Raw genomic sequence first — 22,118 nt, 5'->3', positions numbered from 1 at the left:
AAACCCCTAGAATGAAAGGACAGTCGGAAAGGAAAATTAATGGAAATCAAAATCGGAATGAAATCCGTAGCGCGCGAAATCGCCCTCGATATTGACAAATCCCCCGAGGAACTGCAAAATCTGCTCAAAGATGCCATCGCCACAGGGGAAATCATTGATTTGGTGGACAAGCGCGAGTCGCACACCCTCATCAATGCCGGCAGCATCGCCTATGTCGAGTTTGCTCCGGAGCGTCAAAACCGGATTGGCTTCGCCATCTGATTTCCTTTAGAAAGTCAAACCTAAGTCTTCCATCCTGCGGGAATGCTGCTTTTGGATTTCCTCGACCTTGTCGTTGACCTCTACGCCTGCGGGCAGGAGCAGCGGGTAAGCATCCAGGATAGCTCTGACCCCGGCTACGGCCTCTCCCGCAACGCGACGCCCCCACATGGACAGGCGCGACTCTACCGTCGGGTCAGCCGCGATTCCGTCACGCAGCCGTGCCCGCACCCATTGGGTCAGTCCTGCAGACCCGGAAACCCCCAGAATTTCAATCATGTCAGCCCCGACGAACTGAGCTGCCAGATTCTCCATATCCGCTAAAATCCCCACAAAAATATAGCTTTTCACCATGCGTTCCCACCAGTCACGCGGGCGGGTTCGCAGCTCCATATCGTCAAAAAATCCCACGTACGGCTGGGTCAAATCCGCCAAATCTAAGCCTCGCCGGTTAGCAAACGCTTCCAAATCATCGATGGCGGTCACAAACGAAACCCCCATCCGCGCCAACGCCAACTGATCAGCAAAATCGGTGGTCTGGGACACATCCCGAGCCAGCCTCGCGTACGCCGTAATTCGCGTGAAAGCCACCAAACCCAGCATGTGTGCCGTGCGTTCTTCCGAAATTTCCATAGGTTCATTCTAGGCGCTGCGTTGCGGTAGGGCATGCGAAACTCAAGACAGTGCCTAGAAAAGTTGTCAAAATAGGGGAATGGGGATTTCTTTTTTTCTGAACTTGGAACCAGCCGGGGCTCGTCATCGGTATGCCGCTCGCTTTTGGGGCGATAGCCGCCTGCGGCGGCGGGCCGGCGTGACGCTGGCAGTTGTGGGGCTGGCCGCGACCGGGCTGGCAGCGGGTAGCCCCGAAGCAACTTTTGTGCCGGGCCAGCCTGCCGCGGCACAAGCGGCACCGGGGAACAGTGAGACGGTGGCTCGCGCCGAGTTTGAGGCCTTGTGGGACTTAGCAGACAAAGTCACCCCCTTTTCTTCCGGGACGGTTATCTCTTCGTGTACCCCCGGCACTGCACAGCCTGAGGCTGTCCAAAAAATGCTCTCGACCTGGAACTATTTCCGCTCGCTCAATCGCCTCGCCCCGGTCAGTTTGCCTGCCCACTACGCTCCACAAGGTCCGGCACAAGCAGCAGCCCTCACCGCTGCGGCAGGCCCAATCGCCTCAGGAGCCCCCGATTCTGTTCCGGGCGTGGTGTGCCTCAACGAGGACGTGAAACTCGCCTCGCGTTCTGGGGTCATTGCCCGGTTGGACGGTATCGTCACCCCGGCCACGGAAGTCTTGCGATATATCACCGAAGCCTCGACCGCGAACACCAATGACAACCTGGGGCATCGGCTCCAGATGTTTTCGCCGGTTCAGGCAAACGCTGCTATCGGAGCGGTTTCTATCGGAACCTCCGGCCCTACCGCCACTTCTATCCAGCTTTTCGACACGACTTATGAGGGCGCCGGAAGGCCCGTCCACCCCAGTTTTTGGGATTCCACGAATCACCAGCCGCCGAGCATCGCGTGGCCAGCGGCGGGGTATTTCCCTTCCCGTATCCTGCCTACCGGAGCGGGCGAAAATGTGTCCCGCTGGTCTTACTCGGGTCAGTGCGCCGATTTGCGGGCTGCCGAGGTCCGTGTGAGCGGCCCCGCGGGAGATATTCCGCTGCAGGTCATTCACCGTTCAGAACCCGGGGTCGACCCCAATCTAACGCCGTGGGAATACGGCGGATATGACACGATTTTATTCAAAGTTCCCCTGAATCAGCTGATTATTCCCGACTTTTACAATGTGGCGCCCTATACCGTCAGTATTTCTAACATCCGCACCGCTCCAAACTGTCAACCGGTCCCGTCCTCAACCAGCTACCAGATAAACCTGTTTAACTCCGATTGGCCCGCCGACCCCAACGGCGACGCAGATCAAGACGGGGTGATTAACTCGCTGGATCCCCGCCCGCACATCCCTGACCTGCACGCTGACCGGATTGGCGGAGCGGATCGATTCGAAACTTCCGCTGCCATCGCCAAATTATCAAACTCACGCCCCGCGGTGGTTTACTTGGCTCGGTCTGATGTTTTCGCTGATGCCCTGGTTGGTGGAGTTCTCAAGGATGGCCCGGTACTGTTGGTCCCTCCCGACACCTCTCCCGTGTCCCCGGTCATTTCCGAGACTCTGCGCGCTCTGGGACCCAAGCAAGTGGCGGCTTTGGGGGGAACCGGCGCTATTTCAGACGCTCGGCTCTATGAACTCGCCGGGGGGCACGCCGCTTTGCGGATTGGTGGAGCCAATCGAGTCGATACTTCCGTGATGATTGCCCGCCGAGCCTTTTCGAAAGCAAATTCTCTCTATATTGCCAACGCCTACGGACCGGGCGGCAGTGTCTCACCGGACGCACTGACCGGAGCCGCCTTGGGAGACGGACCTATCGTCCTGGTCGATTCGTCCTCCCCCGCTATCGCCACTATCCGTCAACTGGCGACAGACCTGCAGGTAGACCGGGTAGTGGCCCTGGGCGGGCCAGCGGCCGTGTCGGACGCGGTATTGCAAAACGTAGCCAATGGCAAAGCGACAACCCGTCTGGGAGGCCAGAACCGCTACGAAACCTCGCGGGAAATCGCTTTGGAATCCGCGCGTCTGCAGCCCTCAACCCACGCCTACCTAGCTCGCGGAGACGTGTTTGCAGACGCGGTTTCGGGAGGCCACCTGCGCAACGGGCCAATTTTGCTGGTGCCACGCGGATGCGGAGCCCTGGACAAAAATACCATGCACACCTTGGCGAAACTCAACGCCTTCCAAGTAACGGCCCTGGGCGGATACGCCGCAATCTGTGAAGAAACCTTACACAGCGCGCTGGAATGGCCAGACTATGTCAACCACAATGTCACCGAGTTCTAGGCTTTTGCCTGCGAAATGGTGAACCAGGCAGGAAAACCACATCCTCCAGCCGGCTCGGTTTACAATGAAAGATATAGGCAAACGACTTTTGAGCACTGACAACGATAAGGAAGATACACATTGAGGAGCGAAAATACCTTGGAAACCGCGGGAACTGACGAGGAAGCCGCGGCGGACATCACCGGTATTAATGACTTGGAAGCGAACCAAGACAAAACTTTCGCCGATTTTGATGTGGAACCCGAAATCGTTGCGGCTTTGCGTGATCAAGGCATCATTCATCCGTTTCCGATTCAAGCCCTGACCTTGCCGGTCGCGTTGAACCGCCAGGACATTATCGGTCAGGCCAAAACCGGCACCGGTAAGACTCTTGGATTCGCCATTCCGATCCTGCACGACATTATCGGTCCCGGCGATGAAGGCTGGGACGAGATTCCGGATTCTGGAGCCCCGCAAGCCTTGGTGGTCCTGCCCACCCGCGAACTGGCGAAGCAAGTCGCGGCGGAGATTCGGGCAGCAGCGACCCATCGAGTTGCCCGAATCCTAGAGATTTACGGTGGGGTCGGATTCGATTCCCAGGTCGACGCGCTGCGCCAGGGCGTCGAGGTAGTGGTGGGCACTCCGGGACGTCTGATTGACCTGATGAATCAGGGCACCTTGAAACTGGGGCGGGTGCGGACCTTAGTTTTGGATGAGGCCGACGAAATGTTGGACATGGGTTTCCTGCCTGACGTGGAAAAACTCATCTCCCAGATTCCCTCGCGCCGCCACACCATGCTGTTTTCTGCCACTATGCCCGGCCCGGTGGTGGCTCTGGCGCGGCGTTACATGTTCCAGCCCACGCATATCCGTGCCGCCGATCCGACTGATTCTTCACAGACCGTGCGGCAGGTCAAACAAGTCGTGTACCGGGTGCATTCCCTGAACAAGACAGAAGTCGTCGCCCGGATTTTGCAAGCTCGAGGTCGCGGCTTGACGATTATCTTTACCCGCACGAAACGGATTTGCCAACGGTTGGCTGACGATCTCTCCGAACGGGGCTTCGCCACCGGCGCGATTCACGGTGACTTGGGTCAAAATGCACGAGAGCGGGCTTTGCGGGCTTTCCGTCACGGCAAGGTGGACGTGCTGGTTGCCACCGACGTAGCGGCGCGAGGCATAGACGTGGATGACGTGACCCACGTGATTAACTATGAATGTCCCGAGGACGATAAGACCTATATTCACCGCATTGGGCGCACCGCTCGCGCCGGCAACAAAGGCAGCGCCATCACCTTCGTGGACTGGGAGGACCTGACGCGGTGGCGAGTCATTAATCGGACGCTCGACTTGAATTTTCCCGACCCGCGAGAGACCTACCATACCTCTGCACATCTCTATTCCGACCTGGACATTCCCACGGACGCTACCGCAAACTTGCCGCGGTCCCGACGGGTTCGCGCCGGTTTGGAAGCCGAAGAACTGGAGGATTTGGGTGGACGCGACCCGGGCAGTTTCGGGTCGCGCCGTGGCGGGAAGGGCTCCGGTTCAGGACGCCGGAAATCTGAGAAGGGCCGCGGTCCGCACAAGAACAACAAAAAGAAGCACGGCCTCAAAGACGGCGGAAAACCCGCGGATCGCGGGGCCGCCGAGGAATCTGCAAAGAAAGAACGTCAACGTAAACGCACTCGTCGTCACAAGTCCGACAAGGCTGGAAAAGGTAAGGGGGTTCGCTGATGATTGATCACCTTTCTCCCTATGAAGGTGTCATTTTTGGCGCTTTAATAGGATTGGGCATCCTCTCGATGCTCTCGGCTGAAGAAAATACCCAGACCGTTGGGGCTTGCCTGTTGGCAGCCGGTTTTTGGGGCGGAGTCATTGCCCTGGTGCGCGCCCTGGTGCATCGCGAACCCGGCGGATTGTATGTCATCTCCTTTGTCGCAGCACTGATTGCCGGTTTGATGAAGTTCTTTGTGTTTTCCGACCTGGGCAAAAATGGCGGAAACCGGGTCATTTGGACTTTCATAATCGGCATCGGACTCGCCGGATTAGTCGGCACAGCTTTGAACGCTTTAATTCGCAAGCCCCCGGAAGACCCGGAAGCGGCCGCGAAGCAGGCCTCCCCCGACCTTGACGAATCCGAGGAAGCCGCTCCTCTGCACGGAATGGATGAAGCCGTGGAAGAATCCGCCGCGACGACTGACGAAGTTCCCCCTGAGGATTCCGCCCCGGACTTGCCCTAATCGCACCACACGCCTGTCACCCGCCGGGCCTAGGACGACGCTCGAACAGGGATATCAGTCATGGTGAACGGGAAAACAGCCGCGGGTTGCCGCCGAGCGCGTAGACTTGAGGGCATGAGTGATCAAAAAGATACCCGCGGCAAGAACCGCTCCCGTCAGCCCCAGTCCAAAGAGTTTAAGAAGTTTATCGGCGAGAACTGGGGTCCGCGTCCCACCGATGGCTACGAACGGTCTAGCGCTGCCCCCTACGCGCTGCGCCGCCGCGTGAAGCTGGGGGAAAAGTTTAAAGGGGTGAGGCTGGTCGTTCCTGCTGGTGCCCTGGTGGTGCGCAACAATGACTGTGACTATCGATTCCGGCCGCACTCCGCGTTTTCCCACCTGACCGGCTTGGGAACTGACTTGATTCCCGATGCCGTATTGGTTTTGAACCCGGTTCGGGAAGGTGAAACCGGTGAAGGCGAAGGAACCCACACCGCCACCGTCTTTTTCCGTCCTCGCGCGTCACGCGCTTCTGAGGAGTTTTACGCAGATTCGCGTTACGGCGAGCTGTGGGTTGGGGTGCGTCCCTCGCTGGAGGAGTTCGAGCGCATGTGTGGGATTCCTTGTGCCCACCTGGAGACACTGCCCGATTTATTGGCTAAAGATGCTGGTCAGGTCCAGATTGCGATGATTTCTACCTCCGATTCCCAGGCCGCGGCAGTGGTGAATCAGGTTCGCGAGCAAGCTGGGATTGACCCCGATGCCGCCAAGGACCTGGACAATTTACTGGAAGAAGCAACTTCTGAACTGCGCCTGACTAAGGACGATTGGGAAATCGAGGAGATGCGCAAGGCTGTCGCCGCTACCAAGGAAGGCTTTGAAGAGGCGATTCGATCTTTCCCGCGGGCGGTGAAACATTTCCGCGGCGAGCGCGTGGTAGAAGGTGCATTTGGAGCGCGGGCTCGGGAAGTCGGTAACGGCCTGGGATATGACACCATTGCGGCTTCCGGGGAACACGCCGCTACCCTGCACTGGATCAACAACGATGGTGTGGTGCGGGAAGGCGATCTCATCTTGATCGACGCCGGAGTGGAACTCGATTCGCTTTACACCGCGGACATCACCCGAACCCTGCCGATTAATGGTCATTTCAATGAAGTGCAGCGTCGCGTTTATCAAGCGGTCCTGGATGCTGCCGACGCGGCTTTTGACCAGGCGAATCAGCCGGGATGTATTTTCTCCGATGTCCACAGCGCCGCGATGCGCGTCATCGCGCAGAGGCTTGACGAGTGGGGTCTGCTACCGGTTTCCTGGGAGGAATCACTGCAGGAGGACGGTCAGTATCACCGCCGGTGGATGGTGCATGGCACTTCACACCACCTGGGCATTGACGTTCATGATTGCGCCCAGGCACGCCGCGAAATGTACAACGGGGCCAGGCTGGAACCCGGCATGATTTTCACCATCGAGCCCGGACTGTACTTCCGAAAAGACGACTTGGCAGTTCCCCCGGAGTATCGGGGCATTTCCGTGCGTATCGAGGACGACATTTTGGTGGGACCCGGCGGCAAATGCGAGCGTATCTCACAGAATATCCCCCGCACCGTGGCTGACGTGGAATCCTGGATTGCCCGCGTGCAGGCAGAATAGCGCCGCGACTGTCCCGAGTTCGGACGGCTCCGGCTCTGTTTGAAGCTCACGAGATTCCCCGTGACCCCGCACGCCAGGCCGGCTTCTCCGGCGAATCATTAGGATGTGGATATGGCCTTGAAAATCGATCCCCACGTGCATTCCGCGCTCTCCGATGGCACGGATACTCCACGTGATCTGCTAAACAAGGCACGCGCTGCCGGGTTGGATGTCATCGGGGCAGTCGATCACGATACGTTCGAGCACTGGGAGCCATTTCGCGCCGTCTATGCCGAGTTAACGGCCGAAGGGGCTCATCCGCCCGCGATTATTTTAGGTACGGAAATCTCCACGAGCGTGGACCGCTGCCCTATTCACCTGCTGAATTATCTGCCGGATCCACACCGCGACAGCGTCCGAGCAATATTAAAAAATGCCCACCACGATCGCTTGGAACGCATGCGGCGCATGGTCGCGAAAATCAACCAGGATTATCCGCTGACGTGGTCAGACGTGCAGGCAGAGATTACCGGATTGACCCCGGGTCGACCGCATATCGGCGATGCCCTGGTGCGGAAAGGCTACTTTCAGACCCGCTCCGAAGCGTTCGAAAAGGTCCTCAATCCCGGCTCCCCCTATTACGTTTCGCGCCCCATTGTTGACAGTTTCGCCGTCCTGGAGGCTATCCGCGCCGACGGCGGGATACCCGTTTTGGCTCACCCGTTTTCGTTGACGCGCAGCAAACGGAGGCTGGACCCCGCCATAGTTCGGAAACTCGCTCAAAACGGCCTGCGGGGCATTGAAGTCAACCACCGCGAGCACGATGCTCCCGCCCGCCAACTGGCCGCAGATTTGGCCCGGGAGCTAGATTTGTTTGTCTCCGGGGCTTCGGATTACCACGGGGCGGGCAAGCCTAATCAGCTGGGGGAAAACACCATGCCCGAAGCCAGCCTGCGCCAGATTCTCGCCGCGGGTGCCAGCCCACTGTTAGGCGAACTGCCGCTGAGTTAGGAACCGCTACCGGGCTTGGATTGGAACTGCTGCAGTGCTGCTTGAACGGTCGCGGCATAGATATCTTGCCCGGCGGGGCCGGGGTGAACCTCGTCGCTGGCCAAAAGGTCCGTATGACCGGCGATAGCACTGTCCCAGCTGGCGACTTTCACCCGGTCAGGGTGGGCGCCAGCCAGGGCATACATGGTCTGGTTCGAGATTTGAATCCACTCCTGGGAGGCCCGGCCGTGACCGGTCACAAACACAAATTTCGTCTGCGGGAACTCGGCGAGTAGAGCTTCGCCATCTTGAACTCGAAACGTCGAATTCGTGGCGAGAGCAAAGACTACGTAGGGACGTAGCGTCCCTTGGGCTTGACGAGCCCGCATGATGCCCACACCTGCCGCTGAGCTGCGTGATACCGCCGCGTCTATGGTGGCACCGGGCAGAGTTTGGACGAGTTTCGGTGCCGCAGCCAAAGTCACCGAGTCCCCAATAATGTCGACTTGGTCCCCGGAGATTGGCTCACTAGCTTCAGAAGGCTTGGTTGACGTGGTTGGCTTAGTTTGGGGAGTTGGCTCGGATGGTTTTTCCTCCGTACCAGTTTTCGAGTGGTGGCTGTCCCCCGGCTTTTCGTTATGAATAAAGTTCGCCCCGGCTTCAACAAGTTGCTCGGCAGCGGTTTTTTCTGGAGCTATGGCGATAGAGATGACCAGCGGCAGCACCGCGACCACAGCCGCCGTCCAAACCAGGGAGCGCCGCCACCACGACACCCGCAACCGGGAGGAAACCGCCGGGCTCACGGCCTTTTGCGAACGCGGCGCAAACCAACGTTTCCAGGTGACGATTAAACCGTTGTGCCGCATGGGTCTTTCGACATACTTGTAGCTCACCGATGCCGCCAATATCGACACCACAGCAATAATCACCAGCGCCGCCCACTGCGGCAATCCCCGCCAGAGGCTGTTGACCAGCATGAACACTGGCCAATGCCACAGGTACAGGGAATAGGAGCGCACACCTAGCCATTGCAGGGGAGGCCACGACAAGAATTCGACCAGGATCTGACCCGGTCCGCTCACGCCGGAGACTTCCTCCAAACAAGCCTGAATAATCCCGATGGTCAGCACGCTTACCGCCAACACTCCCCACGGATAGGTGAAGGGGTCGCTGTCACGCAGCATCAGGAAACTGACGAACACCCCAACCATGCCTACCCAAGCCGCCAAACCGCGCAACCGGACTGTGGAACGATCCAGGTAATGCGGGGTGTTTTCCAACGCCAAGGGGAACAGCAAAGCCAAAGTCGCCCCCAGCATCAGCCCGAAAGCGTGCGTATCGGTGCCTTCGTAGATGCGGGTCAGGTTCCCGCCCCCGGCTTTTAACACCGCCATTTCGCTTACAGAAGCCAAGGCCAGCAGCGCGGGCACCAACCACCGATGCCGGGTGGGAATCAGGAAAGCCAGCAACAAAATCAGGGGCCACACCAGGTAAAACTGCTGCTCCACCGCCAGAGTCCACATATTCGCGAGGAACTGGGGGTTGGTCCGGTCAAAATAGGAGCCCCCAAAAGCCACATTGACCCAGTTGTAGGTATAGGTCAGGGTTCCCAGGACTTGATACCAGATGCCCACTAGGAAATCCCGGTTTACCAAGGCTGCCAGCGGCACGGTCACCAGTACGGTCAAGGTTACGGCGGGAACCAGTCTCCGGAAGCGCCGGAGCCAAAACGCACGGACATCGATGCGCCCCGTGAGGCGCTGTTCACGCGCTAACAGGGCCGTAATCAGGAATCCGGACAGCACAAAAAATACGTCTACCCCCAGGAATCCTCCCGGCAGCCAGTTTGGAGCCACGTGGTAAACCAGCACCGCCAAAGCTGCCAGTGCTCGGATCCCATCCAAGCCACGCAGCTGGTAGCGAGGCATTTTCGGGTCTGTTGAAGCGGAGTCTGGTGAGGATTGTAAAGTTGTCTCGGCCTGAGGGGATATGGCGTTGTGTGGGGACACGCGGGGCTTTTCCTCGCTGGTTCCAGAGACGCTAACGCGGATTTCTCCCGATACTGCTGGTTGCTTCGGGCGAGGGACTTGCGGTGGAGGAGGCGGTGCGGCGGGGTGGAGATGCCCACTGGACTGGGACTTGCCGAATCCGAAAAGCACCTTACCCCCTCATCACTGCCGCGTATATAACAAGGGTTAAGCCTATCGCCCTAGTGTGAAAAAACCCAGCGCTGGCATTAGCATGAAGGTATGACATTACCCACTACAGATGAACTGATGAAAGCCCTGGAGAAAGTCATTGACCCTGAGATTCGCCGGTCAATCACCGATTTGGATATGGTCCAGGAACTGAAAATTGACGAATCGGGCCATGTTTTTGCCCGCATCGCCCTGACTATCGCGGGGTGTCCCCTGCAGGCTCAGATTGAGCAGGATGCTCGGGCGCGCCTGGCGGAAGTTCCCGGCGTGACTTCCGTGGAAGTGGAGATGGGTGTCATGAGCCGCGAGGAACTGGACCGGGTAAAGGAAAAGCTGCTGGGAGCCAGGCCGGTGATTCCTTTTACTCAACCGGACTCCCTGACCCGTGTCTACGCCATTACTTCTGGAAAAGGCGGGGTCGGCAAGTCCTCGGTCACCGCTAACCTAGCGGCCGCGATGGCGGATTCCGGCCTGAAAGTGGCGGTTTTGGACTGCGATATTTACGGATTCTCGATTCCGCGCATGCTCGGGTTGGAGGACGCGGCCCCCACCCCGGTGGGAGACATGATGATGCCACCCACCGCTCACGGGGTAAAAGTGATTTCGATGGGCATGTTCGTTCCTGACGGACAGCCGGTAGTATGGCGCGGTCCGATGCTGCATCGGGCTTTGGAACAGTTCCTGTCCGAGACTTTCTGGGGAGATTTGGATGTGTTGCTCCTCGACCTGCCCCCCGGCACCGGCGACGTGGCGATTTCGGTGGCACAGCTGCTGCCGAACTCGGAAATCGTCGTCGTGACCACCCCGCAGCTCGCGGCGGCCGAAGTCGCCGAACGCGCCGGTTCGATAGCTTCGGGCACGAACCAAAAGGTCGTAGGGGTGATTGAGAATATGAGTTACCTGACCGGCCCGGACGGCTCTCGTATCGAGGTCTTTGGAACGGGCGGCGGCGAGCAGGTGGCCTCTCGGCTGTCTCAGATCTTGGGTTACGAAGTTCCGCTTTTGGCACAGATTCCTCTGGAAGTCGCCTATCGGGAAGCCTCCGATGGCGGTGAGCCTCTCTCCACCAGCGAGGCCGCCAAGAACGGACAATCCGTAGCCGGGGCGGCTTTGCGTTCCGCGGCCGCTACTTTGAGCAAACGGGCACGCAGCCTCAAGGGTCATCGTTTGAACGTCACCGTGAAATAGCGGCAACATCGAGCCTGCAGGGCGGGTCTGGAACGCTCGATTCCCGGCCCGCCGTAGGAGCGTTCCGGAGGGTAATTAACGGTTTTTAATTGCTACCAGCAGCCCGTCTCCGACTGGCAGCAGGTTTGCAGTCCATTCTTCGGATTCTTGAATGTGACGCAGCACTTCGCGCATCGCCACGGTGTCCGGCTCACGCCGAGCGGGGTCAGCCACCGAGTCATTGCACATGGCGTGGACTATGACCAGTAGCCCTCCGGGGCGCAGAGCCGGGCTTAACAGTTCGACATAGGCTTGGGTTTCGCCAGGATCCCCGTCCACCACAGCCATGTCGTAGGCTCCCCGACTGAGGCGCGTGAGGACTTGCAGGGCGCGTCCCGTGATCATGCGTACTCGCGTGAGTGAGATACCCGCTCTCGTCAGGATTTCCTTGGCGACCGCGTGGAGCTTCGGGTCGACATCAATAGTGGTCAATACCCCATCCGCGGGCATTCCGGCCAGTGTCCACAGGGAGGACACCCCGGTCCCGGTACCGATCTCCAGCACGGACCTAGCTCCAGAAGCCCCGGCCAACATTCGTAGTGTCGCCCCTGCTCCGGGGGATATCGGCACGGAACCGAGTTCTCTGCCTCGCTGCCTGGCGATGGCTATAGTTTCAGATTCCGGTAAAAAATCTTCCGCATAGGACCAACTCGAGGTCTTATCGATGGAAATTTGAGACTCGTTAAAACGCGGCACTATTTCAAAAACTTCTCTAGTTCCTTAGCTAAGGTAGCGACTTCCTCATCGTTGAGTTCAATAACCAAACGACCGCCCCCGTCTGCAGGAATACGCATCACGTTACAGCGCGGTTCTTTAGTGACTTCCAGGGGTCCGTCCCCGGTGCGGGGTTTCATGGCTGCCATTTGTTCCTCTTTTCAAAAACGGCTTTACCTCTCTATTATACGGGAAGTTCCGGCATTGATAGGGAATTATTTTCAGACAGGTATTGCAAATGCGCCGTTTAGCGGGCTCAGCTTCGGTCAGTGTGTTTTCGGCAAAGTGTTCTGTATCACATAGAGAGCTTCTTCGGCGGTGTCAACCACCTGAATAATGGATGCGTCCGCGGTGCTAGCCATCCCTTCCTCGACCAGGCACTTACGAACCCATTTCATCAGCCCGTCCCAATACTCGTGCCCGACCAGCACAATCGGGTATTGCTGAATTTTGCTGGTTTGACGCAGCGTGACGCATTCAAAAAGTTCATCCAGAGTCCCGAAACCGCCGGGCAGAGCCACGAAGGCTTGGGCATATTTCACGAACATGGTCTTGCGTACGAAAAAGTACCGAAAGTCAATCCCCAAATCAACATACTCGTTGATTCCTTGCTCATGAGGTAACTCGATTCCCAGACCGATGGTCATTCCATCGTTGCGGCGTGCCCCTTTGCTGACCGCCTCCATCAGCCCCGGACCGCCACCGGTGATGATGGAGAACCCGGCTTGGGCAAAAACTTTGCCGATTTCCTCGCCCAGGCGATAGTACATCGTGCCGGGTTCGACCCGCGCGGAACCGAACACGGTGATGGCTTTACCGACATCCGCCAGAGACTCGAAACCGTCGACGAACTCCCCCATGATTCGCAGGACTCGCCACGGGTCCTCTTCGGTCCACTTCGGATCGACTTTCGAGCGCAGCAGGGCCTGGTCCGCCAGTTCCTGGTGCAGCACCCCGCCCCGGGGACGCCGGTTAAAAAAAGTCTTCATGCGTAAATCCTTGTTTCGGTTCTTTCGCCCGTGGCCTCCGGCCCTGGCTTTTCTGCCGATTTTTCCTTGCTTGGCAACCGTATCACCAATTATCAGCAGCGCCGGAAGCAACTTTAACGTTTTGGGCAAACTCTTGGGTCGTCACCAGCAGCTGACCTGCGGATTCCACCACCACCGCGCCGGGGATTCCGATAATCGCGACACCTCTCAGGTTTTCTGCCCTCACCAGGGCGGCGGGGGCGGCATCGGTATAGACCGGGATTTCCGGGCTCAGATTCGCCAGTTCAGAGGCGTTACTGACGACGCGGCGCACCGCTTCCCAATCGCCCACGTCTGACCATCCCAAGTCCGGGCGGGCCGGCACCACCGCAACTCGTCCGTCTCGTGCCAACGGTTCAGCCAACACGGTATCAATCGGTGCCGCAACGACACCCTCCCACAATGCAGTTTTCGCGTCCGAACTCAACGTTTCCCATCCCGCGGCAAGTTTTCGCACCGCTGCGCCTGACCCTGGCACTCGTGCCTCCAAAGCATCGAGCAGCACATCACTGCGCACCACAAACATACCCGCGTTCCACAGGTAGTTCTCGGTCGCCAGCCAAGCGCTGGCGGTGGTTGCATCCGGTTTTTCCGTGAAGGACTGCGCCCGACGAACCCCGCTGAGTTCTCCGTCCAGGTCGGGTCCCACCTCTATATAACCGAACCCGGTCGCCGGTTCGGTCGGCGCAATCCCGATGGTCGTGAGCCATCCGGCTTTGGCAGCTGGGACAGCCCGGGCGAGGGCTTCACAAAATGCCGCAGGGTTTGCAATGAGATGGTCTGCCGCGAAAGACCCAACCACGCAGGTTCCGTCACGCTGCTCTATCAGAGCAGCTCCCAAAGCTATGGCCGCCATAGAATCGCGCGGACTAGGTTCCGCCACGCAACGCACCGGAACCGACAAGTCCAGAGCAGTGACTTGTGCGGCTAAAGCCTCTTGGTGAGGTGCGCCGGTTACGAAAGTCAAGGATTGACAAATCGGCGCCAAACGTGCCGCGGTTTGCTGCACCAGGCTTTGCGTCCCGTTGATGTTTAGCAGGAACTTTGGCTTCGCAGCTGTCGACCAGGGCCACAGCCGCCGCCCGTATCCCCCGGCAGGCACTATCGCATGAATTTCCACAAAACAAATCCTACCGGAGGCCAGGCGTGAGTTTTTGCGTTGAACAGAGTAGGCTTTACCCCGTGTATCTACCCCCTCGTAAAGAAGGCCAGGTTTATTTGGGCATGATTATTCCCGTGCCCGAACCCTATGCTGGCGAGCTGCAGAAAGTCACGAAAACTGACGGCGTACCCCCGCACGTCACCGTCGTGGAGCCGCGCGCGGTGGATCGCGAACAAGTCCCTGAGATTCAGGCTCAGGCTGCTGAAATCTGCCGGTCCTTTTCACCGTTCGTCATCAGCTTCGGCAACATCGGAGATTTTCGGCCCGTGTCCCCGGTCGTCTATATCGAGGTGCAGCGCGGGCATGAGGCCTGCAAAGAATTGGCGAAACGGCTCCGCTTCGGCCCCCCGGACACCGAGTCACGCTTCCCCTACTATCCGCACATCACCTTGGGGACCAACGTCACCGATGAGGACCTGGATCGGGTAGCGGCCCTGTCGAAGCGTTCCCACGGCTTTTTCATGGTTGACGGCGTTGATTGTTCTCTCATTGAACCGGACCATGTCGAACAGTTGGCCATCCTCCCGCTGGGCTCGGGAATACCCGAAAGTGTCACCGGCGAACTGCCCAAAATTTTCGCCCACCCTCAGTTACACACTTGAAAGTGCGGAGGCCCCGTGACGAAGCAACTTGATTCCCCGCCAGCCGAGCCCGCTGCCCCCGAGGGAGTGGTGGAACTCATGAAGGCCTTCATGGAGTGGCTCAACACCACGCGATTTATGCGGGCTTACCTGCGTTATCAAAACGCCTCCTCGAACCTATTGGCTGGCGGCATCGCCTATACCGCCCTGTTTTCTATGGCGGGGATAGTGACCCTGATTATCATGACCGCGCAAGCCATGATCTTTGCTTTCCCTCTGACCAGTCACACGATTTTTCAGGATGTCAATCAATGGATTCCCGGAGCGATTAGGATTGATGGGCAGCCGGGTCTGATTGACCCCGCCGCGATTGCGACACCCAGCTTTACCTGGGGAACTTTGGTGGCTTTGGTCGTGTCCATCATGGCGGGAATCCGGGTGGTCGCGGCTTTGCGCGTCAGCATCCAAACCGTTTTCGGACTGCCGCAGCGCCCCGGGGCAGGGTGGAAAAATGCGCTGCGGGATGCGTGTATGTTCCTGGCTTTGTGTCTCGGGGGGATTTTGGCTTCGGTTTTGGGTTCGGGTTCCATCGTTGTGGTTCGTGCCTTGCAGCGCCGGCTGCCGCTGGCTCTGCCGGTTCCCCCCGGTCTGATAAATGCCGGAGCTTTCGTCCTGACCAGTGTCTTGACAACTTTAATTCTGGCTTTCACACTGCGCTACCTGGCTTTGGTGCGGGCTCCGCGCCGCGATTTGTGGATTGGGACGGGGGCATTGGGATTTTTGTCTACGGCTCTGCAGATGTCAGGAGCCTACCTGGCCGCCAGCGTACCCCCCGCCTACGCCCCGTTTACGCTGGTGTTGACCATTATCCTGTGGGTCAACGTGTTGGGCCGCCTGTTCTTGTATATGTCTTGCTGGATTGCGAACCCCCCGGCGGCTCCGGCACCGGTGGCGGACTTCCCGCATTTTTCCGAGCGTCCGAACTTCGTGACGGTTTCGGCTCCCGCCAGTTTGTCCTGGCCCCACGATCCGCTTTCTGGCCGGATATGGTCCCCCGCCCAGGAAGAAGCCGCTTGGCGTTTGTCTCAGCAAGTCATTTGGGGCAGCAAAAATCGCCGGGAAACCGCGGCCGACAAACCCCTGTCGGGACATCCGGTGACCCCCGGCACTGCGTCCCGGAAACTGAATCGGAGGTAATACATGAAAGTAACCACTGTCAATGTCAACGGTGTCCGGGCGGCGTTCCGCAAAGGGTTTGGGGACTGGCTGGATAATGACGATTCGGATTTGCTGTGTCTGCAAGAGGTGCGGGCCACTCCACAAGACACCGCGGACTTGTTCGGTCCGGCTTGGGACGTGCATGTATGGCCCTGCCGGGTGAAAGGGCGCGCCGGGGTGGCGCTCGGGGCTCGGCGCGATTCCGGCTGGGAGATTGATTCGATTACCGAAGGGCTCCCCCCGGATTTTTATGCAGAGATTGGCGGGGAACCGGACGTAGATTCCGGACGCTGGCTGGAAGGTGAGATTCACGGACCCGACGGGGCGACGTTTACCCTGGTCAGCGCCTATCTGCATTCCGGGGAGCTGAACACGGAAAAGCAGGAACAAAAGCTGGCTTACCTCAAACTAGTTGGCAAGCGGGTGGACCAGCTGGGAGCGCGCGCTGTGGCGGGAGCGGGCTCCAACACGCCGCAAGAGGCCCTGATTTGCGGGGATTTCAACATTGTGCGCACCGCCCGCGACATTAAGAACTGGAAACCTAATCACAATAAAACCTCCGGGGTCATGGATGAAGAGATTGCGTTCTTGGACGCATGGATGGCCGACACGCTTTCCGGGCGGGACGGTCTGCCTTGTGTAGATGTAGGACGAACCTTGGCGGGAGACACGGACGGCCCCTATACCTGGTGGTCGTGGCGAGGTAAGGCTTACGACAATAACGCTGGCTGGCGCCTGGATTATCACATGGCTACCCCCGGACTGGCCGGAAAAGCCCAATCGGCCGCGGTGTATCGAGCCCCGGCTTACGATGCCCGTTTCACGGATCATGCCCCGCTCACGGTGGCCTACAATTTCGCGGAGTAAACTCACACATTCAGTTGTTTTTAAGAATTGTTCGGTCATTTCTTACAAATTTCTAAGAATGTGGGAAAAATGACGATACGTGGTGTGAATCGTCTGGGAAATGTCTGAAAAGACCCAGGCGAACTAAGAAAAAGGAAATACAACAAATATGAAAACTACTCACTGTGACCCCCGGTTGTTGACTCGTTTCACCAACCGTGCTCTGGTTATCGGCTCCTCAGCCGCTTTGACTCTGGGACTGGGCATGACCGGTTTTGTCCCGGCTGCTTTCGCAACCGAAACCCCCACTCCTGAGGTTCCCTCCCAGGAATCCCCTGCGGCGCCCAACCCGGTTACCGACCCGGCTCCCAGCGACGCTGATACTCAAAATCGACCGGCTACTGACCCGGCTGCAAACGACCCTACCGCCTCCGCGAATCTGGCGACTCCGGTTCAGGCTCCACCTGCTCCGGCCGTTGCTCCGGCGGATCCCGTGGAACCGAGCGACCCCGCCTTCACGCTCACAGATGTTGATGACAGCGAAATTCCACCGTTGGAGTATGGCTTCGAACCTAAAAGTACGTATGGCGATGCCCTGGGAAAACTCTCTGCGGAAAAAGACTACACGACTCAGCACGATGACACCCTAAAGGTATACTCCGGGGACACCGTGGATATTAAAAGCAATCTGGATATCAACGTGGGACTGCATGCACTGGAAGGTTGGCAGGAAAAAGTTCAGCGAGCTAAAGCCGGGAATCTGACATACAGTGAAGCCGGTTCCGGCTTTCAGACGATTATTTTGGTTCCGGAATACCTGGAGATGCCCAGCGACCCGCGGTCTTACAAACTGGAGACCCACAACGGAAACAAACCTCCGCTGTATCGGATTGTCAGCGTGTTGCGTTCGACAAAACGGCTGGCTATTACTTTGGCTTTGAATGAGTTTTATGAAACAGGAGATAGTAAAGAAGGCGCCTACTTGCGTCTGAAGGACGGTTTCAAGGCCTACGCAAATAAACCGCTGGGCTTGGTTATCTCTGGGGTCAAGGTTAAGGACAAGATATCCCCCGAGGGAACCCAGGCCACATTGGAGTTCAACACTGCGGGATACCTGTACATCGGCGGATTTAGCAGCATAGATCGACGTGAAAAGGCGAGGTATTTTAGTAATTTCAGGGGACTGTCTAGGTCTTGGTATACCCTGCAAGGCCAGGAAAAGGGCAGTCTCATCGGTAACGGCACCGATTCCACCCGCCCCCAGAGTCGCGGTATTTCCCTAACTATGGACATCAAGCCGAAACCCATTCCGGCAGAACCCGAGAACCCGAATCCGAATCCGCCGGTCATCCCGGATACGCCGAGTGTCGTCCCCGGTCCCGTTCCGGGAGGGACTGTGGTTCCTCCCAGCGAGCCCGTGCCTCCGGTGGCGGGTGTTACTACCACCCCGACTGAACCTCAACCTCCAGTGGCAGGGGTCTTTACCCCGGCAGCTCCCGAGCCCCCCGTGGCGGGCGTGACTACCCCGGCAGCTCCCCAGATTCCGGTGGCGCAGGTGCCAGAAAAGGCTTTGGCAGCTACCGGTTCGTCTGCCGAAACGCTGGCTGGCGGAGCTATGATTGTGTTCCTCGCCGGCGGAGCCATGATGGTCGCGTCTCGCCGCCGGGCCCGCCGCTAACAGCTGACGTCACTTCCCGAGGAAAACGCCTCGGATTTCACACCCAGCACCCAAGCAGGCAGAATCATAACCTAACAGTGTGTTGGTCGAGGTAAACCTCGACCAACACACTTAATTATTGTAAATTTAGTGACGCCTAGAGTCGCTAGTCTCTACAGGAAAATAACAAATAAATGGGCAAGAACATGGATACCCACACTTGGATACATTATCTATCATGTTTTTTCAACGCTGTCGCCAAGCAAATAACTAAACAAGAGGATGCCAGTTACACGATTAAACGATAAACGATGTAAATCCCACCATGAAATATCTGGCTACATAGAATGCCAAAAATCTGAAATAACTTCGTTTCGACTGGTTTTCCCGGTCTTTTTCAAAATGTTGTGAACATGGACTTTCACAGTAGTGAGCTCTATAAACATAGCCTCAGCAATCTGACGATTGGTTTGCCCTTGCACCATCCTCAACAAGACCTTGTTTTCAGTAGGTGAGAGTTTATATTTGCGGGTAAATATGGCAGCTTCATTAGCAATGATATCTTCATCGGAAGCCCTCTCCCGAGAAGGAGGCTCGTTGATATGCAGTCTTAGTATTCCCAATCCTCTAAAAGAGATATACCAGGAAATAAAGAGAATAAAGAGGTTCTCGATAAAGTTACGCTCCGGAAGGAATGGTTCTTCCACCGATGAAAGAGAAGGAAGAATTATCATAAAGTAGATATTCCAAAGAACGGTTCCAATACACAGTATCCCAGAGACTATAAATAGAATCAAATGCTTCTTAAGTAAAAAACGTTTAATGGTATCTTTACAAACAAAATAATAGATGATGAGGAAGCATAACAATGACATGAACCCTACAGCCCTCATTGAGAAAAATATAAATTCCCTCCGCATTCGTTCTGGTTCTGCTACTAAAATGATCACACTGAGTGCCACGAATAAAAGCGCCGGGATTGCAATCCAAATTGGCCGCAAACTTAGATACATAAATGCGGTGTACCACAGGAGGCATATCAGTGCACAACCTAGCATGATGGACTCAGGAGGGCTGGAAATTACAAAAATATCCACGAATCTCCCGGAGGGATTTTCTTCTGCCATGTAGGGTCTGAACATCAATGCGACATCGAAAAAATAAACAACACTGAAAATTGATGCACCGAGATAGGTTTTCCGCCTCGAGACTGTGTAGGCAGAAAAAGAAATTGCTCCCGCAAAAATGGAAAGCATCATCACTCCCTGAGTCAAGTAAAACAACCACGTACTCATGAGAGCTCCTCACCCTAGCAAAGCATCCCTCTATTTTACCAACAAGTTGCCTACTGCTGCGCCTTGACTGACGCCGCAGTAGGCAACCTGAACAAAGGACTTCTTGGGTCTAATGGCCGTAAATCAGCGTTTGGGCGACAAGCATTCCGCCGCCAAATACCAAGACGAACACCACCATAGGCCAAACAAACTTCAACCAATGGCTGTACTTCATGTCAAGCATCTGCAAAGTAGCCATCACCAGGCCAGTAGGTGCTAAGTACAACATAGCGTACTGACCCCACTGGTAAGCGCAGACGATGATCCAACGCGGAATACCAACTGAATCAGCTAACGGAGCCATAATCGGCATGGACAGCACCGCCAAGCCAGAGGAGGACGGTACTACGAAGCCAAGGACAAAGAAGATGAACATCATGATGATTATGAACAGCGGACCACTCATTCCCGAAACCAACTTCGTAGCACCATACAGAATGGTGTCTGAAACGTAGCCCTCTTTCAAAATCGAGTTAATGCCACGAGCCAGTCCAATAATTAAAGACACCGCAACGAGCGAAGAAGCCCCGTTCGAGAAGGCATCCACGAGTTGTTTTTCGGTGAGGCGGTCCTTACCAAACAGTGACAATATCATTATCGCAATCGTAATAGTCAAGAAAGACGCAGCCATCAATGGGAAGTACCAACCCCGAGCCATGACACCCCAGACCATAATCGGGAAACCTGCAAAAAACAAGACCAGGATAATTTTGCGCTTCCAGTTGAAGGGAACATCTTCCTGGCTCATCATGCCCCACTGCTTTTCATAGGAATCCCGGTCTTCATAGGTGTAAGAGAACTCGGGATTTGCCTTGATTTTTTTGGCGTACCAATACAGGTAACCTATGACTACTGCTGCCCCTACTACACAACTTACCGCGCGCCACCAGATGCCCTCGGTAAACTGAATGCCTGCAGCATTAGACGCAATCACAACAGAGAATGGGTTGACGGTTGACATCGTAGTCCCCATGGAACCAGCAAGGAAGATAGCCCCTACTGCGATAATAGAGTCGTATCCCATCGCGATAAAGATAGGACACATGATTGGATAAAAGGCCACAGCTTCTTCTTCAAGACCACACAGAGTGCCTCCAACTATCATGAACAGAGACATCGCGAATACGAGAGCAAACTCGTGTCCTTTGGTTTTCTTAGTCAAGGCCATCAGACCAGACTCGAAAGAACCGGTAGCCCGAACCACACCAATGAGACCTCCAAGGACAAAAATGAACACCATGATGTCCACTGCCTCCATAGTGCCATTCACCATGGCCTGCGGAATTTTTTCAAGACCAGCAGGATTAGACTCGAGTCTTTCGTAAGTGTCAGGAATAGAAATCGGTTTTCCAATTGCTCCGTTGGCAAACTGTTCGTACTTGATGTCTACCCCGAGTTTGTCCAGGGCCTCTTGATTGCCGGGAACAGTACTGACTTCCCCTTGTGGACTTGTGATTGAGAAAGCTTGAGTCTCCTTATCATAGGCCAGTTTCGAGTACTGACCTGCTGGTACGAACCAAGTCGCAAACACCGCAATAATGGTGAGAAAGAATAGGATTGTGAACGCGGTGGGCACGTTCAAACGAAAGCCTTTTTTCGGTTTTTGCCCAGTTTCGCTCGCAGTTTTTCCGTCGGTAACTCCAGACATACTGCATCCTCCTTGTAGTTTTGTTGTGAAGTTTGGTACCGTCTCAAAATTAGAGAGGCCGAGTAGCATCTTTGCTAGAGAAAAGTTTGCCAATCCGATTTAGGTTTGTAAACGAACTTACACCGCTCTCTAAGGATGATTCGTGTTTATTTCTGGGCAACCAACACGTACACCCACTCTTAACCTAGTTTGAACAGGTATCTTACATGTGTTCTAGACAGACTGTTTGCGAAGAGAAATACCGTCACTTCACTCGATTGATAGTAGCCTTCCGCCGTAAAGGTGGAGTCCGGTAGCATCGTACGTGCGAATCCCAGGGAAGGATCTTTATCATCCTCGCCTTGGGTCGTACAAAAATAAGCTGGTGGGGAAGGAACTAAGTTCCTCCCCCACCACTGGCGGTATCAGGTGACAGGCTACTTTGGTAGTTTGCTTGGAAACTAGACCTCGATGTTTCCACCGCTAGTCATGCACATTTTCTTGTAGCTGTGCTGGTTGATGTCATCGGGTCCACCGTAGTTCCCACCTGGG

19 protein-coding genes are annotated in these 22,118 nt (G+C 56.4%); 11 read left to right on the top strand and 8 right to left on the bottom strand.

Going from position 1 to position 22,118, the window contains the following annotated elements:
• Positions 1–39: 39 nt before the first annotated feature.
• On the top strand, positions 40–261 hold the full coding sequence (locus tag RQ935_RS07700) for a DUF3107 domain-containing protein (protein WP_311497874.1): 222 nt from the start codon (positions 40–42) through the stop codon (positions 259–261).
• A 6-nt stretch (positions 262–267) separates the two neighbouring features.
• On the opposite strand, the gene RQ935_RS07695 is transcribed toward RQ935_RS07700, so the two are convergent.
• Entirely contained in the window at positions 268–891 is a 624-nt protein-coding gene (locus tag RQ935_RS07695; protein WP_311497873.1) for a ferritin-like fold-containing protein, read from the bottom strand.
• A 79-nt stretch (positions 892–970) separates the two neighbouring features.
• On the opposite strand from RQ935_RS07695, the gene RQ935_RS07690 reads away from it, so the two are divergent.
• The 5 genes from RQ935_RS07690 to RQ935_RS07670 all read left to right on the top strand — a co-directional run bounded on the left by RQ935_RS07690 (position 971) and on the right by RQ935_RS07670 (position 7,995).
• Positions 971–3,154, top strand: a complete 2,184-nt coding sequence (locus tag RQ935_RS07690; RefSeq protein ID WP_311497872.1) for a cell wall-binding repeat-containing protein — start codon at positions 971–973, stop codon at positions 3,152–3,154.
• 120 nt (positions 3,155–3,274) lie between these two features.
• Entirely contained in the window at positions 3,275–4,870 is a 1,596-nt protein-coding gene (locus RQ935_RS07685; RefSeq protein ID WP_399532258.1) for a DEAD/DEAH box helicase, read from the top strand.
• On the top strand, positions 4,870–5,376 hold the full coding sequence (locus RQ935_RS07680) for a transglycosylase (protein WP_311497871.1): 507 nt from the start codon (positions 4,870–4,872) through the stop codon (positions 5,374–5,376). Before RQ935_RS07685 ends, RQ935_RS07680 begins: the two co-directional genes overlap by 1 nt.
• A gap of 114 nt (positions 5,377–5,490) precedes the next feature.
• Positions 5,491–7,005, top strand: coding sequence for an aminopeptidase P family protein (locus RQ935_RS07675; protein WP_311497870.1), 1,515 nt, complete (start codon positions 5,491–5,493; stop codon positions 7,003–7,005).
• A gap of 111 nt (positions 7,006–7,116) precedes the next feature.
• Positions 7,117–7,995 carry a PHP domain-containing protein gene (locus RQ935_RS07670; RefSeq protein WP_311497869.1) on the top strand — a complete coding sequence of 293 codons (879 nt, stop codon included), beginning with the start codon at positions 7,117–7,119 and terminating at the stop codon, positions 7,993–7,995.
• Here RQ935_RS07670 and RQ935_RS07665 read toward each other — a convergent pair.
• The gene (locus RQ935_RS07665) at positions 7,992–10,133 is read right to left on the bottom strand and encodes an acyltransferase family protein (RefSeq protein WP_311497868.1); all 2,142 of its coding nucleotides are present in this window, start codon (positions 10,131–10,133) and stop codon (positions 7,992–7,994) included. The genes RQ935_RS07670 and RQ935_RS07665 overlap by 4 nt on opposite strands.
• Positions 10,134–10,223: 90 nt before the next feature.
• Between RQ935_RS07665 and RQ935_RS07660 the strand changes: the two genes are divergently transcribed.
• Positions 10,224–11,360, top strand: a complete 1,137-nt coding sequence (locus RQ935_RS07660; RefSeq protein ID WP_311497867.1) for an Mrp/NBP35 family ATP-binding protein — start codon at positions 10,224–10,226, stop codon at positions 11,358–11,360.
• Positions 11,361–11,435: 75 nt separating this feature from the next.
• Here the strand turns inward: RQ935_RS07660 and RQ935_RS07655 are convergent, their stop codons facing one another.
• From RQ935_RS07655 to RQ935_RS07640, 4 genes are all read right to left on the bottom strand, one after another.
• Positions 11,436–12,095, bottom strand: a complete 660-nt coding sequence (locus RQ935_RS07655) for an O-methyltransferase (protein ID WP_295028657.1) — start codon at positions 12,093–12,095, stop codon at positions 11,436–11,438.
• Positions 12,095–12,262, bottom strand: coding sequence for a DUF3117 domain-containing protein (locus RQ935_RS07650; RefSeq protein ID WP_004008170.1), 168 nt, complete (start codon positions 12,260–12,262; stop codon positions 12,095–12,097). Before RQ935_RS07650 ends, RQ935_RS07655 begins: the two co-directional genes overlap by 1 nt.
• A 117-nt stretch (positions 12,263–12,379) precedes the next feature.
• A complete protein-coding gene (locus RQ935_RS07645) occupies positions 12,380–13,102 on the bottom strand; it encodes a TIGR00730 family Rossman fold protein (protein ID WP_311497866.1) in 723 nt (240 codons plus the stop codon).
• 82 nt (positions 13,103–13,184) lie between these two features.
• Positions 13,185–14,261, bottom strand: a complete 1,077-nt coding sequence (locus RQ935_RS07640) for a sugar phosphate nucleotidyltransferase (protein WP_311497865.1) — start codon at positions 14,259–14,261, stop codon at positions 13,185–13,187.
• A gap of 62 nt (positions 14,262–14,323) precedes the next feature.
• Between RQ935_RS07640 and RQ935_RS07635 the strand changes: the two genes are divergently transcribed.
• From RQ935_RS07635 to RQ935_RS07620, 4 genes are all read left to right on the top strand, one after another.
• Positions 14,324–14,905 carry a 2'-5' RNA ligase family protein gene (locus tag RQ935_RS07635; protein WP_311497864.1) on the top strand — a complete coding sequence of 194 codons (582 nt, stop codon included), beginning with the start codon at positions 14,324–14,326 and terminating at the stop codon, positions 14,903–14,905.
• 15 nt (positions 14,906–14,920) lie between these two features.
• On the top strand, positions 14,921–16,081 hold the full coding sequence (locus RQ935_RS07630) for a YhjD/YihY/BrkB family envelope integrity protein (RefSeq protein ID WP_311497863.1): 1,161 nt from the start codon (positions 14,921–14,923) through the stop codon (positions 16,079–16,081).
• A gap of 3 nt (positions 16,082–16,084) precedes the next feature.
• On the top strand, positions 16,085–16,969 hold the full coding sequence (locus RQ935_RS07625; RefSeq protein ID WP_311497862.1) for an exodeoxyribonuclease III: 885 nt from the start codon (positions 16,085–16,087) through the stop codon (positions 16,967–16,969).
• 148 nt (positions 16,970–17,117) lie between these two features.
• A complete protein-coding gene (locus RQ935_RS07620) occupies positions 17,118–18,626 on the top strand; it encodes a peptidase (RefSeq protein WP_311497861.1) in 1,509 nt (502 codons plus the stop codon).
• A 317-nt stretch (positions 18,627–18,943) separates the two neighbouring features.
• Here RQ935_RS07620 and RQ935_RS07615 read toward each other — a convergent pair whose 3' ends face one another.
• Together RQ935_RS07615 and RQ935_RS07610 are read right to left on the bottom strand one after the other, a co-directional pair.
• Positions 18,944–19,900, bottom strand: coding sequence for a helix-turn-helix transcriptional regulator (locus RQ935_RS07615; RefSeq protein WP_311497860.1), 957 nt, complete (start codon positions 19,898–19,900; stop codon positions 18,944–18,946).
• A 109-nt stretch (positions 19,901–20,009) separates the two neighbouring features.
• On the bottom strand, positions 20,010–21,587 hold the full coding sequence (locus RQ935_RS07610) for a YfcC family protein (RefSeq protein WP_295028641.1): 1,578 nt from the start codon (positions 21,585–21,587) through the stop codon (positions 20,010–20,012).
• Positions 21,588–22,118 lie beyond the last annotated feature (531 nt).

The sequence above is a fragment of the uncultured Mobiluncus sp. genome (assembly GCF_963511525.1).
Taxonomy (GTDB): domain Bacteria; phylum Actinomycetota; class Actinomycetes; order Actinomycetales; family Actinomycetaceae; genus Mobiluncus.
This window is presented reverse-complemented; position numbering and strand designations above follow the sequence as displayed.

Coding starts and splice junctions, on each gene's coding strand:
- RQ935_RS07650 (WP_004008170.1), bottom strand. CDS start 12,262: ATGGCAGCCATGAAACCCCGCACCGGGGACGGACCCCTGGAAGTCACT.
- RQ935_RS07690 (WP_311497872.1), top strand. CDS start 971: ATGGGGATTTCTTTTTTTCTGAACTTGGAACCAGCCGGGGCTCGTCAT.
- RQ935_RS07670 (WP_311497869.1), top strand. CDS start 7,117: ATGGCCTTGAAAATCGATCCCCACGTGCATTCCGCGCTCTCCGATGGC.
- RQ935_RS07700 (WP_311497874.1), top strand. CDS start 40: ATGGAAATCAAAATCGGAATGAAATCCGTAGCGCGCGAAATCGCCCTC.
- RQ935_RS07625 (WP_311497862.1), top strand. CDS start 16,085: ATGAAAGTAACCACTGTCAATGTCAACGGTGTCCGGGCGGCGTTCCGC.
- RQ935_RS07680 (WP_311497871.1), top strand. CDS start 4,870: ATGATTGATCACCTTTCTCCCTATGAAGGTGTCATTTTTGGCGCTTTA.
- RQ935_RS07620 (WP_311497861.1), top strand. CDS start 17,118: ATGAAAACTACTCACTGTGACCCCCGGTTGTTGACTCGTTTCACCAAC.
- RQ935_RS07645 (WP_311497866.1), bottom strand. CDS start 13,102: ATGAAGACTTTTTTTAACCGGCGTCCCCGGGGCGGGGTGCTGCACCAG.
- RQ935_RS07695 (WP_311497873.1), bottom strand. CDS start 891: ATGGAAATTTCGGAAGAACGCACGGCACACATGCTGGGTTTGGTGGCT.
- RQ935_RS07675 (WP_311497870.1), top strand. CDS start 5,491: ATGAGTGATCAAAAAGATACCCGCGGCAAGAACCGCTCCCGTCAGCCC.
- RQ935_RS07660 (WP_311497867.1), top strand. CDS start 10,224: ATGACATTACCCACTACAGATGAACTGATGAAAGCCCTGGAGAAAGTC.
- RQ935_RS07615 (WP_311497860.1), bottom strand. CDS start 19,900: ATGAGTACGTGGTTGTTTTACTTGACTCAGGGAGTGATGATGCTTTCC.
- RQ935_RS07610 (WP_295028641.1), bottom strand. CDS start 21,587: ATGTCTGGAGTTACCGACGGAAAAACTGCGAGCGAAACTGGGCAAAAA.